Consider the following 16,591-nt stretch of genomic DNA (forward strand, 5'->3'; position numbering starts at 1 on the left):
AAACTCCTTCTAGCTAATAAGTTCTTCGGATAATCATAGCATGTACAGAACTTAATGTGTACTTTCTAAATGATCCTTGGAGATAGACACATTACTCCGATAACAAAGCAAGTGCAAGATGCTACTTGTGGACAATGTACCTAATTTGTCCATGAAGGTTGCCCGGCACCAATTCTTATTACAAATGAAAACAGGGGTAAATAGAAGGAAACTTTGTACCTACCGTTTCTGGTGAAAAATACTAAAGTTTTGAGGGAAGTGGATGGTATAATTCAAGCAACACATTCGAATCGTATATGGATACTATGACCTTTGATTAAAAGAAGAGACCGGAGATAGAAAAGTGGTCACTAGAAAGGTATAAAACATAGCGAATATATTTGCTTTGATTTCTGAAGCTTCCAAACACAGGGGATAGTAATGGAAGGTTGAAACGTATTTGGAGGGAATTATGAACATAAAAGATGTATTTAAAATGCCAACACCTGTAAAAATAACTGGACGAACATCAAGTATTACCAATGCTTTTGTTAATGGGATTATTCCATGTATTCCACCTACTGAAGTAGAAATTGCCAAAGTGTTAGAATTACTTGGTATGAGTCAGCATACAATTAGATGCGCGTATTGTGGGGATAAATATACGGAATGGGACCATTTTCGCCCACTAATTCATAGAAAAAGACCGACAGGATATATATCAGAAATACATAATTTAGTTCCTGCATGTGGGAAATGTAATCAATCTAAAGGAAATTCTTATTGGAAAGAGTGGATTCTTGGTGATGCAGCCCTTGCACCTAAAAATCGTATCATATTTAATTTAGAACAAATTATTAAAAGATTAGAAGATTATGAGGCTTGGAGTAAACCAACCATTGTAAATTTCGAGTCAATAGTAGGTAAAGAGGTTTGGGAGCAACATTGGGCAAATTGTGAGATGTTACATAAAATGATGCAAGAAAGCCAAAAGTTATCTGATCAAATTAAAACAGCTATTAAAATAGGGGTAGACCAATATGAGGGCTTGGAGCTTTTGGAGGTTAAGGTTAAACAGCCTATAGTAGAAACTAATAAAACAAGTAGTGAAAAAGTGGGCACGATTGCACAAACAATCTTGAAAGATTTACTTGAAAGTAATCGTATTCCTAATTCAGTAATTCAATTGTTGAAAGCAGAGAAGTATTCTAAAGAAAATTTCGATTTGAATTTTCCTATGCTTAAGGAAGTAGATTGGACCAAAAACCTTGATGACCAGAAAAGAGATTCAAATGGTTATAATCGCTATTACAAATCTCCAATATCGATTCGTGGGAAAAAATACCTACTGTGTTCACAATGGTATGAAAACAGTAAGCAACATTTAATAAAATGGATTGCTATGCATGACTAGCAAGTTTTTCCTTTTTGAGATAATAGTGTGTAAAATCATTAAAGGTTATATAAGATAGTTGTGAATCGGGTGTCAGTATCACAAAAAGACAGTTGTCTATTTGCGGTGCCAGACACTTTTTTTACTTTATTAACAGGTGCAGGGATGTCAACAGAATCAAATATTCCCGACTTTCGATCAAAGGAAGGATGGTGGAGAAAGATTGATCCTAGAACAGTTGCAACAACACAAGCACTAGAGGATCATTATGATTTATTTCATGAGTTTTATAGCAGGAGAATTAACGGACTAAAAAAGTGTTCTCCTCACATAGGGCATGAAATATTAGCTCATTGGGAGCGAAGAGGTTTCATTCAAGCTATATCTACACAAAACGTAGACGGGTTCCATAAGACTGCAGGTAACATGAATGTCTATGAACTTCACGGCAACATTCATGACATTCGTTGCAAAGAATGTCATAGTGTCGCTAGTGAGGAACAACTTTTGAGTAAAGATAGTTGTATTCAATGTGGCGGACATCTTCGTCCTGGGGTAGTCTTATTTGGTGAGTCTTTACCTGAGAATAGTTGGGATGCTTCGCTTTTTCACATAAGAAAATCTGACCTCGTTATTGTCATAGGAACGAGCTTAGAAGTATACCCTGCTAGCAATCTTCCACAAATGACAAATGGAAAAACGGTTTACATCAATACCGAAATTTCTAGAAACAGGATCCAATTTGACCTGGTTATTAAAGGTAAAGCGGGAGAAGTACTTAGGAAAGTAGATGAGTTGCTTTAATATAGAATTTAATATTTTTAAACGGTACTAATTTCGGCCTCCGGTACCGAAAAATTTCAATTAAGGATAAATTATTAAAAAAGTAACTTAAAAAGGACACTCTTTCTTCAGTGATGGTTACCCATTAAATAGTCTATATGATTCAACTATAAGTAAAATTAAGTCATTAGCCACCCATAAACAAGGTGGCTAATGACTTAATTTTCTATCCTTTAGATTAAAGGCTAAATCTTATTCAAATACATTTAGCTAACAGAGCTCGGATTCTTCCCGCCTTCTATCTTATCATCCCGAAACCGTTCAGCGATAAACAGCTTATTATTAAAGAAAGCTAATTTCATATGAACGATAATGGTTTGACCATTTCGAAACACGACAATTGTTAACTTTTTCTTACCCCTTGTTCTTTTAATATGATTTGGGTTAAACCATATAACATCTTCATGCTTATGTGATTTAGTTGGAAAAACAGTAATCCCGAGTATAGGATTAACCATTAAAGGGAGCATATGTATATCACCAAGGTCCCGTTTTGAAGACTCTAAAGCACCTTTTAAATTAAATCCGACTTCTCTAATACTATCTTCTAGAATTTCTTTAGGTGATTGATCGACAAGAAACATTTTATTAAATTCATAAACTAAGGTAAACGTTTTCCCGTACCGATCCAAATACCCGGCCATACTCATAAACTCCTGATTAATTAAATATGATTTTTCTATTGACAAGTTCTGTAACTCCTTTAACTAGTTAATATTGCTTTATTTTAGAAAAAGGATATACTAACATTAAAGTTAGGTATCCTAACTGAACTAGCCAAGAGCCCGTCTTCCAGGACATTAGTAGCTCTTGGATATTTTTATTCTATTTTGCAAAACTTCACCTCCTTTAATTTTCTCAAAAGGTTTTACAATCTAGTTAGTAAACTGTGAATATTGGTTATTGAATAGAAGTTTCAAGAAACTGTATTTTAGTGGTGTTAAATTTCTGATGACTAGACTTAGGGGAATGGTTGCCAAAATAAATGTGCATAATCATGTTGGGTTATAAATTGTGTCTTTATTATGAGTATACAAAATATTCAAAGAATAAAATTAGTTGATATTTGTCGAAATAAGTAAAGATTTAACAGTTTACCAGGTTTGTTAGAATAGGAGTGGAGATCTTTCAACATTAATCTAAGAAGCCAGGTAGAATGAAGTCATCAAACAGATTTTCTTCATCATTAATTCCCAGTTCCAAGCATTCCTCAAAAAACAGCTCACCAAACTTTTTATTCATGATTCCATAATAATAGGCAATTGGCTTAATGATTCTTCCTAACTTCATTTTTCTAATTAACTGCTTAAATGATTGAATAGCAATATGTATAACTCTCCCCATATCTTCTTTATGTCCATGTTTACAGGCGGAAATAGTAGTCATTCTCCAAAATTCTTCGATTGTTTTTACTTCAGAGTAAAAAACCTTTACTAATTGAATGAATTCATTTGGAACTCGGTCACTAGTATATGTATGGTCTAAGTTAATTTTAGATAATGATCCTTCTGTTAATTTTTCATCTTGGCTCGCTTCTTTACGTGTTATTATCTTTTGATCTATTTCTTTAGTTTTAAAAAGATTATTAGTTTTATTATGGTGGTTCATTTGCTCCTCTTTGGGTGGTTCACTTTTAGGAAAACAATTAAATATATAAAGATTACTAGACTGTGAGCCGTTTTTTCTTTCAGTTTCATGAACAGTAAGGATTCCTAGCCTAATGGCTTTCTGGATCATTCTCTTGAAAGTAGAACGTGAAATACCATTCCCTTCGTATTCATCATGAATGGCTTTTAGCACGGCACCAATTTTAGCATTACAAACTCCAGGAATCTTCGCAGCAAAACGAACTAGTCGTTTCAAACCAACTAATTCACCTTTTGAAAATTCATGTTTACATGTGGCCAACCACATTTCCATATGAGTATTAAATTGTGTGATTGTAGTAAAGGAAGAAAACGATTCGAATTGTTCAATACGGCCTGATTTATGGGTCATGATTGTGCACCATCCTTTCACAACCTATATAGGTTTGAAAGGACTTAAAAGACATGGTTGTTTGAGTTGAATTGTGACAGATTTATGAAAAGAGAGAAGGGCTAGATGAGGTAGAGGAAGAGGTGCTGGATCTAGTTCCTATCACTAATTTGAAAATTTTTCATTTGTCCTTTTTCTAAAAAAGAATTTTGATATTTTAGACCGAAAAAATTACTGTATAATAATTACTAGAAATGTAGAATTTGGATTATTTTAATAGGAGGTAAAATCAATGTCAGATAACCAAAGGTTAGATGATTGGAAGAAGATGTATGAAGAAAATCAATATAAAAATAAAGGCAGAAGAGAAGTTAGTCCAACGTCCAATAACGTTCCCAATAATTCGGTTGTTTATCAATATCATGACCACCAAATACATACGATACACCACATTCATTCGGATAGGGACTCTATTAAATATGTAGGTTTTTGGAGAAGACTATTTGCTTTTATTATTGATAGTATCCTACTTTCATTAGTATATTTATTTTCTGATAATTTCGCAGTACATCTTACAATAAATATTCTTTATTATAGTATTTTGACATCTTCACCTATGATGGGGACTATAGGCAAAGCAGCTATCGGCGCAGTAGTTGTTGATAAAAAGGGACAAAGGATTTCTTTTATACACGCTTTAGGAAGATATATTAGTTATTTTGTATCAGCTTTAGTACTTGGAATAGGATTTATAATGGTTGCATTCCATGGTCAAAAAAAGGGATTACATGACTTAATAGGTGGAACGGTTGTAATTAATAAAAAATAAAAGATCAGAAATAGTCACCCGACTTGGACTACAGGGTGACTATCATTTTTTTTGCCTAAAAAGCTTAAGTATCTTGCTCTTGTCCACTCCATTCTTTCAATTGTTGATTAGTAGGTAAGTGTAATGAGTTTTTGTTATGTCAGTGCCTGACCCATAGCTATTAGTACATGGTGTTTAGGGACACGGTATTGTATCCCACCTTTTTGGGAAATGGAACCTGTCCCTTTTAGTACTTTCTAATTATTTTCTACGTTCTTTCCTTTAACCGCTCAGGTAGATTCTGAATCGATTACACGACTATATCTAACTTTGATTCAATTCGATAAAGCAAGTATAACGTCACGACAATGGGAAAACCTACCTCGCTGATTAGCGGGACGAACTGTTCCATTCAGATTGCCTCCTTTCATTGAAATGCGGAAGTGCCCGTTTAATGCCCTATGGACTGGAGCTCTCTTGACTGAGATATAGGAAACACGAAGAGCGCACTTTGCTCTTCGATGTTGACTTATCTTCGGTCATGTAAAAATCCAAAAACCGATTTTTACTCGGAGAGTGAAGTCCACTAGGCATTGGGCGCTGTAGCTGGACACTGCTCAAAGTCAAAAATTTTACAAAAAAGACTGACCTCATTACTGAAGCCAGCCTCTATACCGGTTAAACGATTTCATAATCTGTTACTTCACGTTCAATAACTCGTGCTCCTTTTACAGAGACAAGATTTCCTGTAGGGGAGAAGAAAACTCCAGCAGCAATAATCTGATTCATAGAATCTTTCACTGTAGCAATCTCAATCGGTTCCTTCGGATTATCAATTGTGATGCGAGCCGTTCCGCCCATCTCTGTTGCGAATTGAAGTTCTAATGTTTTCGCCATACCTTTCACCTCCTTTTGGAAAAATCAATAAGGATTATTACGCCATAATGTCAGAGCGGTCTGTACGTTCCACGGTGTAAAGTGGATCCTTACATAAAGCACCAAGAGCTTGTGCTGCCTGATAAATCTGACCCGCGGTTGCTTCATGCTTCAAATTGCTATACATCTTCCCTTTGAAAATCGGTTCTCCTTTCTCATTCACTCCTGTTTCAAACACCAAACGTAAATTCGAATCTACTAGAGTAGCTTGTGCCATGTTTGCCTCACCTCCTTTCACCTTCTATATACAAATAAAAGGTGGGGAAGGACAGGGTGAGATGAATTTTAATAAATATTTAATGAATAAGGTCATTGGTAATCCTTTGAAGTTCTACTTAAGAAACATGTTGTTGGCATTTAATTAATGTAAGTTTTGGCAGTATGTTTATTAAACTGAATGAAACATATTGCATAAAAAAGTTGTATAAGCACTAATATATATACATAAATGTATTGCTGCAGTTATGGAAGTAACGACGCAGTAGAGTTAAAAGTGTTATGGTAAACTTTGTAAGCGTGATATACTAATTAGTAAAATATCAAATGGTTAAACCATTTGGGTAAGGGGTTATTGAGATGGATATTTTTATACCAATTGGCTTAGGATTTTTTATAAATTTATTAGTTTTTATTATTTCTAAGAGTCTAAAACAAACTAATAATAAGTCATTACTAATATGCTTGTATGCCGTTTTAGTATTTCTTCTATCATCCTTCATTATCGGTTCTTGGTTGGGGATGGGAATAGGCGTGATTAGTTCAGGTATGCTAATTTTCGTGATTTTGATAGGAATTGTTATCGCAATAATTCCTCGTAAAAAATTTATGATATTTAACTAACGAAGGCTTTACCTAAACAAAGAAATAGTTTTAAAAGCTTAAATTATGCAAGTTTTTATACATTACTCGTTAGATAGTAGCGTCAGAAAATTGCGGATTTACAGCGCTAAGGAAAGTTTCTCCATAAAAAATAGCCGATTCCAAGGAATCGACTGTTAAATTAAAGCACCTGTTAGTGAAAAATAATTATTTTTTCATCATACGAATTTTATAGAGTTATGACTATTTTTATTTTGCCTCTAAGTTCTAGGGGCTTACTCACCTACCATACCATCCTTATCAGCATCGTGCATATATGGGTATAACCAATGATCACTCGTTATCGGCATGCTGAAACCGGCATCTTTCGCTTCTTTAATGGTCACCTTTCCATTACTGTTTGTATCAACTTTAGAAATATCACCAGTTGTACTTGGATTAGTTGAAGCCTTACCGCCTGTTAAACCGAGCGATGCGTTTATATCATCTGGATTCACATTATCAAATTTATCAACGATTTCGTTCCCCCTTAATGTATAGGTGTACTGATAACTTGAAGGAATCTGCGTTTTTGTATTCGGATATGTGATTATGGCTTCAAAATTAGTGCCTCCACCTGCTTTGCGAATTGCGTCTTCCATATAAGCTTGGTCACCATGCCGGTTGAGTGTACTATCTTGTGGGGTGATATTATAAGCATTTGATACCCCGCCGAGAGAATCAGCAATGACATGTCCTTCATCTAAAACGGGACTTTCGACACCAGGCACCTTTGCCTCATCAGCGTAGTATCTGCCAGACGATAACACAGGTTCTTTAAGGTCATCTTGTAAAATGATTTCGTCAGCGATGACACGGACTAATTGCCCGTATTCATTCGTAAATGCCCAATATTCACGGTCTCCATATCCAATATCAACGACGACGTTAGGTTTACGATATCCAGATAAGTCACCACCATCAACTTCAATAAGTTTGTATCCTGAAAACAGTTCATTATTTGGTTGGGTTGGTGTTTCCTCCGCAACCGTAGTGACAGTTTCTTCTTTTTCATTATTCTTATTTGATTCAACTGTTTCTACATCTATATTGGATGTATCTTCTATGTTGCTACAACCAACCATAGAGATGATCGTTAAAAGTAAGATTAAATAATTCATTTTCTTTTTCATTTTAGACTCTCCTATAATAGTTTCATACTTTTTATTTTAAAAACGATGACTTTCAACGTATTCTAAAATCTTACCATAAAAAAACTAATGTCAATTAAATTATCCTGCGTCGTTAGCAAAGCAAGTGCCAGGCACCACTCGCGGACAATTTTACCTGAAATTTCCACGTTAGGTGCCTGGCACTATTTAATTGTATTCGGGGATAGGTGGTTTCCATACCTTAACTCAACTTTTTAATGATTTAAAAATAAGTAGCTGTTATCACCGTTTTTACCATGAAGATTTTGGTCAGGAGAGTATAGCAACTTATTTTCACCAAAGAAAAAGTCAATTACCCTTCCATATTGATTATTGTTTTGTATCAAGAAGTATTTTAGAAGACATAAAGGAATTTTACATTGGAAAATCGAAGGATTGGATAGAGGTAAGTGACCACTTCCCTTTGATTTTAGAAATTGAAAAGATAATTTAAGGAGGTATTTTTCAATGACGCAAAATGAAGTTATTATTGAGGCTTTAGAAGCCCTCGGTGGGGAAGGGACCATCAAAGAAGTCTGTGCTTGGATGGATGAGATGTATCCAAACAGATGGAAGGATTATGGAACGGCCATGGCAGATATGGTACCTGTTTATCTTGGTGGAAATAATACGTCTAATGTAAAGGATGAACTACGTATACTTGAAAGAATGGCACTAGGGCGATACCGATTGATTTATAAGTAAATAGTATGGGGTGATAAGTTGGATTATCAGAATCGAGTAAAAGAACATTTGGCCGATTATAAACAAAATGTACTATGTATTTCAGAAAATGGCATTTGGAAGAGAAATCAAAAAGAGTATTCGCATATTTTGCCGGTTGAACAATATCATTTGAACTTGTTATGGAATTATCGTGAAGCCCTTATGGCATACATAGAAGCGCAACGAATTAAACTTCACCAAGACTTTCACCATTTGAACTCCTCACAAGCAGCGTGCTTAAACTTTTTCTATCCATTAATTCAAGAAAATCAAATATATTTACTGCTTCTATTGCTAGGGGTAGAAGGTGAAGGTGTAGACCAGTGTGAATTTGAAAAAGTCATAATTAACGAGGAAGGAACTAATTTTGATTTTTATATAAAATTACAATCTGGTAGACAGCTATTTTTTGAAATTAAATTTAGTGAAAATGAATTTGGAAAAGTTAAAGACGAGGATAAGTACCGCCAAAAATATGAAGCAGTTTATAAGGATAGGCTTGCCGGAAAATTGAAATCGGGTCTATCAGAATATCAAACTTTAATACAGAATTATCAATTGCTCCGGAACATTTCATATGTTAGTGATGAAAACTAGGATTTGCTCATTATTATATGCCCAACTGAAAACAAGAAGCTTCATAAGGAATATGGGTATGTGGTGGATAATGTCATTGTTCCGAGTTTGCACAATAAGGTTCGGATGATTACTTGGGAGACGTTGTTAGAAGAGATGGCTGCCTTGTTGCAGAATACTAGTAAAGTTCCTGATCGTTTAGTTGAACATTATGAGAAGTTTGGGGAGAAATACGTTTTAACCTCAAAAAACTAGAGATGAGTTTCAGGCCAAGTGGTATTATTCTTCATCGTAATTGAGGTAAACATTTTATCTAATTCTTGCTTAGGTGCAAAATGGGTAAATATCTAGTGTAATGAGGTGTCGTAGTATGAGTAATAAAGTTCAAGAATCCGAATTCTCCAATCGTAAAAGACTATTTCTTCTAATGGAGATATTAAAAAAATATACAGATATCAATCATCAACTTACGCTTCAAGAAATAGTTGAATTATTTGAGGATGACTTTGGGATTGTGGTTAATCCTGTTGGACTAAGGAATGATTTAAAAGAATTAGAAAAAATAGATGCATTTGCAGTGATTTTTGATAGAGAAGCGAACGGTTTACCGACCTATTATAGCTATCAAAATCGCCCCTTTGAAACTCATGAGCTACGTCTAATGATTGATGCCATTTCCTCTGCAAAATTTATTACAAAGATAGATACAGAAAAAATAATTGAAAAACTAAAGAAGTTAACAAGTGTGTACCAAGCACCACAGCTAGAAAACCGGATTGTCCTATCAGAACATAATAAATCTGAGAATCGGAATGTTAAATACATTATTAGTGATTTACACGAGGCGGTTTCGGCAAAGAGAATTATTGAATTCCAGTATGTACGTTACAACACCAATAAGGAATTTGTATTAAGTAATAATGGGGATGTTTATCGCGTCAAACCCTATGGACTAGTTTGGAATAATGATTACTATTACTTGATTGGAGAATATGTTCCGAAAAGAGAGATCAGGCATTATCGTATCGATCGAATCTATAAAAATATTACAAAAACGGAAGAAACTTTTCTGCCTGACAAAAACTTTAATATTACTCAGTATACAGAGAAACTTTTTCATATGTATGCAGGGGAAGAAACTACTATTGAACTGGAATTTTCATCAAGTCTAATAAATGTTGTTATAGACCGATTTGGAAGAAAAGCGGATATACGTTCCATAGACGAATCAAGATTCAAATTGTTCACAAAAGGGATAATTAGTGAAGGATTGGTCCGTTGGATTTTAACTTGGGGAAGTGAAGCCAAGGTTTTGTATCCGCCTATGCTTGTTGAGCGTTTAAAGATTGAAACAGAGAAATTGTATCATATTTACCGATAAACCTTGGAAGAAAAAGGATACGTATAACTTTGATTAAATATTTTATTTAAGATAATAATTGATCATCAGCACCTACATGTAACACTAAATGTAGGTGCTTTTTCCACCCCTCATAAAATTGTAAAGGGTCAATAAAAATTATCTCATACAATTAAAGTAGTTAAACACAAGGGAGTAAGGGGGAGTTGGAAATATGGAGTTTTGGTCAGCGGAACAATTAAGAAAAGAATTTGATGTGATAGCAAGTTTCTATCAAATTGAGGTTGGTAGTATATTGTATCAGTGTAGAAGCCATGCTGTGATTTTTAGAAAAGGGTATAACAATCAAGGATTTCCTGATGCTATAGTTTGTATGGCTAATCCAGGGGGAGCTCGTCCAGAAGATTCGTCTTATCAGTTACCAATCATTCAAAATCATTTTGATAAAGTTGCTTATGTAATGTCTAAAGATGATTCAACAATTCGCCAATTACAGAGGCTAATGCAGAAAATGAACTGGAATGTTATTTCGATTATTAATCTTAGTGATTTAATTTCTGATAATATGGAAGATTTTCAAGTAAAACTAAAACAAGTAGAACAATATTCTTTTAAGAAACACTCAATTTTTGATGATACTAGATTATTGGAAAGAGAAGCGTTGCTAGATTGTAACAGTAATTATACAAAAATTATTTTAGCATGGGGTAAGGATTCTAGTATTAATCAGCTGGCATGTGTTGCTATTGGTATTCTTTCAAAAAAAGAAAAGCATTTATTCGGTTTAAAGTATTCAAGTCAAAAATGGGACTATGCACATCCTTTTCCTCGTAAGAAACAGCGATGTATAGAGTGGCTTAAGAAAATGAGTTTACAATTAAGTTAATCTGAGTGTTTTAATTAAACAAATTAAAAGTCAAGGTACCCCTGAAACTATTTTATTTCGAGGTACTTACTCAATAGAGTATATAAATATTGTTAACAAGGTACATTTTGTGCAAACTTTAATTCATTGAAGGGATGATGAGAGTATGAATAATGACTGGCAGACAATTATTTCGGTTGGGGTAGAAGGTGGAAGTATCACATTATTGGGAAGAGAACTTCAACCAGGAGAGTGGGTTTTTAAAAAATCAATAAATGAGATCAACTTATTTGATGGTGAAGATGAGACGATTCTATCCCCACAACCGACTAGAGAAGTTCGTACACTTAAATATCCGTTGCCGGATCCAGATGAGGTAGATTCTTGGGATAGGGCACTTCAACTATTAGATAGATACCCTTGGCCACGTCTTAATCCTCATAAAGTGCATCCAGCTTTTCGTAAGAAAGTCTGGGGAGCATTACAGAAGATTGGCAAGCAAAGAAAGGAAAATACATTTGATACTTTTCAATTTAATCGTTGGGTAAGATTGTGTTTTCCAGGCTACTCTATAGAAAAGGTTGTTTTATCCACTTGGCTTCAAAATTCAAAGTATACAACTATACTAACTGGGGCAGGTATGTCCACTGAATCCAATATTCCTGACTTTCGTTCGAAGGAAGGATGGTGGAAGAATATTGATCCTCGTACGGTTGCAACGACTGAAGCACTTAGGAACAGATATGATTTATTTCACGAATTTTATAGTATGCGGATAAAAGGACTTGAAAATTGTTCTCCACACAAGGGGCATGAAGTCTTAGCTTCTTGGGAACAAAAGGGCTTGATTCAAGCTATCGCTACACAAAACGTAGATGGATTTCATACTGCTGCAGGTAGTCGCCATGTATATGAACTTCACGGATCCATCCATAAATTTCGATGTGATAATTGCTCTTTCTCGTCAAGCAAAGAATTATTTTTAACCAAAGTAGCATGCAGCCATTGCGGCGGAAAGCTTAGGACGGGAATCGTTTTATTTGGTGAGTCACTACCTGAGACTAATTGGAACTCGTCACTGGAACACATTCGTAAATCTGAGCTAGTTATCGTGATAGGCACTAGCCTTGAAGTCTTTCCTGCTAGCAGTCTTCCACAGATGACAGATGGAAGAACTGTTTATATCAATTACGAAATGAATGATAACCGTCCTAAATTTGACCTGGTTATTAAAGGTAAAGCGGGAGAAGTATTGCAACAATTAGAGGAGATTTTGTAGAAGAAGGAAGCGAAGGGATGTTCTCATGCTTTCATACTAAGGTTAAAGTGCCAGGCATCACTCGCGAACAATTTTCTCTAATTGTCCACAGAGGATGCCTGGCACTTTTAGTAGGCTACCCACCAATAATCTGCACTTCCTCGAACCCCTTTGTTTTCTTAAAAGACATGGCATGCTGGAAGTTGGTTAAAGCATCAGACGGGTCTAATTGATCGAAATTTAGGTGGTTGACGGTCGGTAAGTCGTATCTAGCTGATAAAATCACCACCTTTTCTTCATGTCCCGTCGAGCTGTTTAAGCGATTTTCAAAGACGTGCACATAGACATCGCGAACGGGCAATAAGGCAAACATGTCTCTGGCAATTCGTAAGGCACAGCTGCAAACGTAATCCTGAAGTAAATCATAATAGGCTGTTTTGGACATTGCCTTTTCTGAAAGTTTTCCTGTTTTCGTGAGGCTAATAGCTTTTTCAGGAATGACTTTGGTGGCATTAATTTCAAAGGACACATGGATTTCATTTTCGTCATCTGTGCCAAATTCAAAAGAACTGCCAAACTCGACTAAATCATCTAATGGTCTAAATTCATCAATAACGATAAAGTAAGCATCAATGTCTTTCTCGAGAACTCGTTTCGCCATCAGATGCATATCGTGCCACTCGGACCAGTCAGCTTGGTCCTTTTGTTTGGATGCATAAACTTGATCAATCAAAGTATAAAAAAGTGCTAGGCACCACAAAAAGACAGTTGTCCATTTGTGTTGCCTAGCACTTTTTTTAATGTGGTAAAAATGCTAGTTGATAGAAGAATAATACAGCAAACAAGTATAGAAGTGGATGAACTTGTCGCCATTGTCCTTTAACAACTTTTAATAATGGATAAGAGATAAATCCTAGAGCAATGCCTGTTGCAATGCTGGATGTAAGCGGCATACTTAAAATAATTAAAAATGCAGGGAAAGCTTCATCTAGCTGATCCCATTTGATGTGTGAAATACTTCCCATCATTAAACTCCCGACAATAATTAATGCAGGTGCTGTGATGGCGGCAGTTCCTGAAACCGCACTTACTAATGGTCCAAAGAAAGCTGCAACAATAAAAAGAATGGCAACAGTTACAGAAGTAAGTCCTGTTCTTCCACCGGCAGCAACCCCGCTAGACGATTCAATGTAAGCAGAAGTTGGGCTTGTCCCAAACATAGCTCCAATAGTTGTCGCTATCGAATCAGATAAAAGAGCTTCACGAGCACGTGGCATCGTATTCCCCTTCATTAATCCCGCTTGTTGGGCAACACCAATCATTGTTCCTGTTGTGTCAAAGATGGTAACTAATAAGAAAGAGAAAACGACTGCATATAAACTATGTTGAATCACTTCAGAAAATGCCTCAATAGGATTTAAAACAATTAGACCATCTGGAAGTGTAGGTATTGAAACAAATCCTTGATCAAAGGATAGTTGACCTGTAAAAAAGGCAATGAAACCTGTAATAATCATTCCAAAAAACAAAGCCCCATTAACGCGCAGAACCATTAAAACTAATGTAACAGCCAGTCCAATTAATGCTAAAATCGCACCAGGCTCATGTAAGTTTCCAAGCGCTACGAGATTCGTAGGATGAGCCTGAATAATTCCAGTCAGACGTAAGCCAATAAATGCAATAAAAAGTCCAATTCCTGCAGTGATCCCATGTTTCAAATTTTCGGGAATCGCCTCAATTAAATTTTTTCTAAAAGGAGTAAGCGATAGGATGATGAAAATTAATCCTGCGATAAATACTGCTGCAAAAGCGGTTGTGTAAGAAATATTCCCATGAGTTCCTACTACTGAATAAGCAAAGTAGGCGTTTAACCCCATACCAGGAGCAATGGCAATAGGATAATTAGCAAATAACCCCATCCATAAAGTCCCTGCCACCGTTGCAATAATCGTTGCGGTAAATACTTGATTAAAAGGTACTCCAGCATCAGCTAAAATTATCGGGTTAACAATGACAATATACACCATAGTTAAAAAGGTAGTAATACCTGCTAAAATTTCTGTTTTGGTATTTGTTTGATTTTCTTGAAGCTTAAACACTAAAACACCTCCGTAAACACGAACAATTTTTAACACAACTAATATAATATTCGTTATTAGGGTTTTAGGCAATAGGGTATGTGGAATTTGAGCTATTAAGCTGAAATGAGTAAAGACACTATTTTTAGTTAGATTTTGGTTTTCCTTGACTGTTACTCCACTTGTTTCGTTAGAAAATGTTTTTGGTTGATTTATTCTAAGATGAAATAATATCGCTATTTTAATTAGTTAAGTTATATTCTGAATATTGTATAATTTAGTAAAGAGTATCATGTGTCAACTTAAAACCAATGAAGGAAGAGGCGAGGAGAACATGCAAAGTTATAGCTATTTTTGTAATACTAGAATCGAAATGGGGATTGGAAAGGCTGAACAGATTTCCAACTTATTGAATTCCCTTGAAATTGGCAAATCTATTCTAATAGTCAGCGACAAAGGGGTAGTAAATGCAGGAATTGTCCATCCAATCCAAACGGCCCTTGAGGAGTCAGGTTATCGTGTCGAACTGTTCGATTCAGTTTCGCAAAATCCAAGAGACACGGAATGTTTAGCTGGTGCAAAAATATTTAAAGAAAAAGGGATGGAAGCCGTAGTGGCCATTGGGGGCGGAAGTGCGATGGATACGGGCAAAGCCATTGCTCTATTTGGGCCAAATGGAGGAACTCCGATTGAGTATGTAGAAGGAAAACGTCCGTACACTAACATTGCACCTATAATTTGCATTCCTTCAACTGCTGGGACAGGGTCAGAAGTGACGCGCTCTTCAGTCATTACAGAGTCAGCAACTCATCGGAAGTTAACCCTAAAAGATGCATCATTACGACCGACGCTTGCCGTTCTTGATCCAAAATTAACTTTCACAGTGCCACAAGCGGTTACAGCTGCTACAGGTGTAGATGCGTTGGTTCATGCAATTGAAGGCTATACATGCAAAGTGACCAATCCAATCTCACAAGCGCTAGGTGCACGAGCGATGAGAAAGATAGTAGAATCATTACCAATCGCATTTAAAGACGGAGAAAATGAAAAGGCTCGCTATGCGATGCTAGAAGGAAGTTTACTGGCAGGTTTGTGTTTTGGTTCCAGCGATGTAGCTGCTGTCCACTGCTTAGCCGAGGCACTAGGTGGACTCTATGATACACCACATGGAGTAGCCAATGCGGTATTTTTACCGTACGTCTTAAAATTCAACGCTGAAGCGGAAGAGCATATCCACGCGGAAATAGCTCGACACATGCTCTTCGCAACAGTATCCGATTCTGATGAATCTGCCGTTAACAAATTACTTACTGGAATTCGAGAATGGACGAACCAACTTGAAATTCCGAAATTAAAAGACTTACCTGGAATACGGATGGAAGACTTCGAAACAATCGTAGAGTTAGCTGTAAAAAATAATTCAACTCCTAGTAATGTAAGAAAGATAGGATATGAGGATTATATGTCTATTCTTAAAGAAGCATATGATGATGCCTACTAATCTTTGATCTAAAGCTTTGAATATCAGTTTCCGGTACTGGCAAAAGACAAAATGGGAGTTCAGTCCATCAGCTAAGGACATTCAAAGCAAGTGCCAGGCACCACTCGTGGAGTGAGAGGGCTATTTTTCTTGGAATAATAGTTGAACGGAGAAAGGTCTTGTGGAGAAAATCCGTAAAGTGTGTAAAGTATTTGGTTTTAAAATGAGATTCTATCTAATAATGAGTTGAAGATATAAGGGACGTGGGTGACATTGTCCCCTTTGTCCGTGTTTCAAGGTAAT

General features: G+C 35.8%; 17 protein-coding genes and 1 pseudogene. 10 read left to right on the forward strand and 8 right to left on the reverse strand.

The features are described 5' to 3' along the window. Window positions 1-451: 451 nt before the first annotated feature. Together LRP83_RS02695 and LRP83_RS02700 are read left to right on the forward strand one after the other, a co-directional pair. Window positions 452-1,393, forward strand: a complete 942-nt coding sequence (locus tag LRP83_RS02695) for an HNH endonuclease (protein WP_230495134.1) — start codon at window positions 452-454, stop codon at window positions 1,391-1,393. Window positions 1,394-1,537: 144 nt separating this feature from the next. Next, window positions 1,538-2,176, forward strand: a complete 639-nt coding sequence (locus LRP83_RS02700; RefSeq protein ID WP_230495325.1) for an SIR2 family NAD-dependent protein deacylase — start codon at window positions 1,538-1,540, stop codon at window positions 2,174-2,176. A 245-nt stretch (window positions 2,177-2,421) separates the two neighbouring features. On the opposite strand, the gene LRP83_RS02705 is transcribed toward LRP83_RS02700, so the two are convergent. Continuing rightward, window positions 2,422-2,904, reverse strand: a complete 483-nt coding sequence (locus LRP83_RS02705) for a competence protein ComK (RefSeq protein WP_230495135.1) — start codon at window positions 2,902-2,904, stop codon at window positions 2,422-2,424. 445 nt (window positions 2,905-3,349) lie between these two features. Continuing rightward, on the reverse strand, window positions 3,350-4,213 hold the full coding sequence (locus LRP83_RS02710; RefSeq protein ID WP_230495136.1) for a hypothetical protein: 864 nt from the start codon (window positions 4,211-4,213) through the stop codon (window positions 3,350-3,352). A 271-nt stretch (window positions 4,214-4,484) separates the two neighbouring features. Here LRP83_RS02710 and LRP83_RS02715 point away from each other — a divergent pair, with 271 nt between their 5' ends. Next, entirely contained in the window at window positions 4,485-5,021 is a 537-nt protein-coding gene (locus tag LRP83_RS02715; protein WP_230495137.1) for an RDD family protein, read from the forward strand. Between the two features lie 289 nt (window positions 5,022-5,310). On the opposite strand, the gene LRP83_RS02720 is transcribed toward LRP83_RS02715, so the two are convergent. The 3 genes from LRP83_RS02720 to LRP83_RS02730 all read right to left on the reverse strand — a co-directional run bounded on the left by LRP83_RS02720 (window position 5,311) and on the right by LRP83_RS02730 (window position 6,153). Beyond that, window positions 5,311-5,412 (reverse strand): YvrJ family protein, encoded by a 102-nt coding sequence (locus LRP83_RS02720; RefSeq protein ID WP_230495138.1) that lies wholly within the window; start codon window positions 5,410-5,412, stop codon window positions 5,311-5,313. A gap of 266 nt (window positions 5,413-5,678) precedes the next feature. Beyond that, window positions 5,679-5,897 carry a DUF2922 domain-containing protein gene (locus tag LRP83_RS02725; RefSeq protein ID WP_230495139.1) on the reverse strand — a complete coding sequence of 73 codons (219 nt, stop codon included), beginning with the start codon at window positions 5,895-5,897 and terminating at the stop codon, window positions 5,679-5,681. A 37-nt stretch (window positions 5,898-5,934) separates the two neighbouring features. After that, entirely contained in the window at window positions 5,935-6,153 is a 219-nt protein-coding gene (locus LRP83_RS02730; protein ID WP_230495140.1) for a DUF1659 domain-containing protein, read from the reverse strand. A 359-nt stretch (window positions 6,154-6,512) separates the two neighbouring features. Here LRP83_RS02730 and LRP83_RS02735 point away from each other — a divergent pair, with 359 nt between their 5' ends. Further along, a complete protein-coding gene (locus LRP83_RS02735) occupies window positions 6,513-6,776 on the forward strand; it encodes a YesK family protein (RefSeq protein WP_230495141.1) in 264 nt (87 codons plus the stop codon). Between the two features lie 254 nt (window positions 6,777-7,030). Here LRP83_RS02735 and LRP83_RS02740 read toward each other — a convergent pair whose 3' ends face one another. Beyond that, entirely contained in the window at window positions 7,031-7,927 is an 897-nt protein-coding gene (locus tag LRP83_RS02740; protein WP_230495142.1) for a DNA/RNA non-specific endonuclease, read from the reverse strand. A 486-nt stretch (window positions 7,928-8,413) separates the two neighbouring features. On the opposite strand from LRP83_RS02740, the gene LRP83_RS02745 reads away from it, so the two are divergent. The 5 genes and pseudogenes from LRP83_RS02745 (at window position 8,414) to LRP83_RS23305 (ending at window position 12,751) form a co-directional block, all read left to right on the forward strand. Beyond that, window positions 8,414-8,650 carry a hypothetical protein gene (locus tag LRP83_RS02745; RefSeq protein ID WP_230495143.1) on the forward strand — a complete coding sequence of 79 codons (237 nt, stop codon included), beginning with the start codon at window positions 8,414-8,416 and terminating at the stop codon, window positions 8,648-8,650. Window positions 8,651-8,698: 48 nt separating this feature from the next. Continuing rightward, window positions 8,699-9,502: pseudogene (locus tag LRP83_RS02750) on the forward strand (PGN_0703 family putative restriction endonuclease). 115 nt (window positions 9,503-9,617) lie between these two features. Further along, window positions 9,618-10,628 carry a helix-turn-helix transcriptional regulator gene (locus LRP83_RS02760; protein WP_230495146.1) on the forward strand — a complete coding sequence of 337 codons (1,011 nt, stop codon included), beginning with the start codon at window positions 9,618-9,620 and terminating at the stop codon, window positions 10,626-10,628. 193 nt (window positions 10,629-10,821) lie between these two features. Then, a complete protein-coding gene (locus tag LRP83_RS02765) occupies window positions 10,822-11,493 on the forward strand; it encodes a DUF1643 domain-containing protein (protein ID WP_230495147.1) in 672 nt (223 codons plus the stop codon). A gap of 145 nt (window positions 11,494-11,638) precedes the next feature. Then, window positions 11,639-12,751, forward strand: coding sequence for an SIR2 family NAD-dependent protein deacylase (locus LRP83_RS23305; RefSeq protein ID WP_354002320.1), 1,113 nt, complete (start codon window positions 11,639-11,641; stop codon window positions 12,749-12,751). A gap of 115 nt (window positions 12,752-12,866) precedes the next feature. Here the strand turns inward: LRP83_RS23305 and LRP83_RS02775 are convergent, their stop codons facing one another. Both LRP83_RS02775 and LRP83_RS02780 read right to left on the reverse strand, forming a co-directional pair. Next, window positions 12,867-13,463, reverse strand: a complete 597-nt coding sequence (locus tag LRP83_RS02775) for a hypothetical protein (protein WP_230495148.1) — start codon at window positions 13,461-13,463, stop codon at window positions 12,867-12,869. Window positions 13,464-13,527: 64 nt separating this feature from the next. Next, the gene (locus tag LRP83_RS02780; protein ID WP_230495149.1) at window positions 13,528-14,829 is read right to left on the reverse strand and encodes an NCS2 family permease; all 1,302 of its coding nucleotides are present in this window, start codon (window positions 14,827-14,829) and stop codon (window positions 13,528-13,530) included. A 313-nt stretch (window positions 14,830-15,142) separates the two neighbouring features. Here LRP83_RS02780 and LRP83_RS02785 point away from each other — a divergent pair, with 313 nt between their 5' ends. Further along, window positions 15,143-16,309 carry an iron-containing alcohol dehydrogenase gene (locus LRP83_RS02785; protein WP_230495327.1) on the forward strand — a complete coding sequence of 389 codons (1,167 nt, stop codon included), beginning with the start codon at window positions 15,143-15,145 and terminating at the stop codon, window positions 16,307-16,309. Window positions 16,310-16,591: the final 282 nt, after the last annotated feature.

The organism is Pseudoneobacillus rhizosphaerae, assembly GCF_917563885.1.
Taxonomy (GTDB): domain Bacteria; phylum Bacillota; class Bacilli; order Bacillales; family Cytobacillaceae; genus Pseudoneobacillus; species Pseudoneobacillus rhizosphaerae.

What these genes read in the sequence shown, in the direction of transcription:
- LRP83_RS02720 (WP_230495138.1), bottom strand. Translation starts at nt 5,412, where the DNA reads ATGGAACAGTTCGTCCCGCTAATCAGCGAGGTAGGTTTTCCCATTGTC.
- LRP83_RS02765 (WP_230495147.1), top strand. Translation starts at nt 10,822, where the DNA reads ATGGAGTTTTGGTCAGCGGAACAATTAAGAAAAGAATTTGATGTGATA.
- LRP83_RS02715 (WP_230495137.1), top strand. Translation starts at nt 4,485, where the DNA reads ATGTCAGATAACCAAAGGTTAGATGATTGGAAGAAGATGTATGAAGAA.
- LRP83_RS02735 (WP_230495141.1), top strand. Translation starts at nt 6,513, where the DNA reads ATGGATATTTTTATACCAATTGGCTTAGGATTTTTTATAAATTTATTA.
- LRP83_RS02745 (WP_230495143.1), top strand. Translation starts at nt 8,414, where the DNA reads ATGACGCAAAATGAAGTTATTATTGAGGCTTTAGAAGCCCTCGGTGGG.
- LRP83_RS23305 (WP_354002320.1), top strand. Translation starts at nt 11,639, where the DNA reads ATGAATAATGACTGGCAGACAATTATTTCGGTTGGGGTAGAAGGTGGA.
- LRP83_RS02730 (WP_230495140.1), bottom strand. Translation starts at nt 6,153, where the DNA reads ATGGCACAAGCTACTCTAGTAGATTCGAATTTACGTTTGGTGTTTGAA.
- LRP83_RS02710 (WP_230495136.1), bottom strand. Translation starts at nt 4,213, where the DNA reads ATGACCCATAAATCAGGCCGTATTGAACAATTCGAATCGTTTTCTTCC.
- LRP83_RS02740 (WP_230495142.1), bottom strand. Translation starts at nt 7,927, where the DNA reads ATGAAAAAGAAAATGAATTATTTAATCTTACTTTTAACGATCATCTCT.
- LRP83_RS02785 (WP_230495327.1), top strand. Translation starts at nt 15,143, where the DNA reads ATGCAAAGTTATAGCTATTTTTGTAATACTAGAATCGAAATGGGGATT.
- LRP83_RS02760 (WP_230495146.1), top strand. Translation starts at nt 9,618, where the DNA reads ATGAGTAATAAAGTTCAAGAATCCGAATTCTCCAATCGTAAAAGACTA.
- LRP83_RS02725 (WP_230495139.1), bottom strand. Translation starts at nt 5,897, where the DNA reads ATGGCGAAAACATTAGAACTTCAATTCGCAACAGAGATGGGCGGAACG.
- LRP83_RS02695 (WP_230495134.1), top strand. Translation starts at nt 452, where the DNA reads ATGAACATAAAAGATGTATTTAAAATGCCAACACCTGTAAAAATAACT.
- LRP83_RS02700 (WP_230495325.1), top strand. Translation starts at nt 1,538, where the DNA reads ATGTCAACAGAATCAAATATTCCCGACTTTCGATCAAAGGAAGGATGG.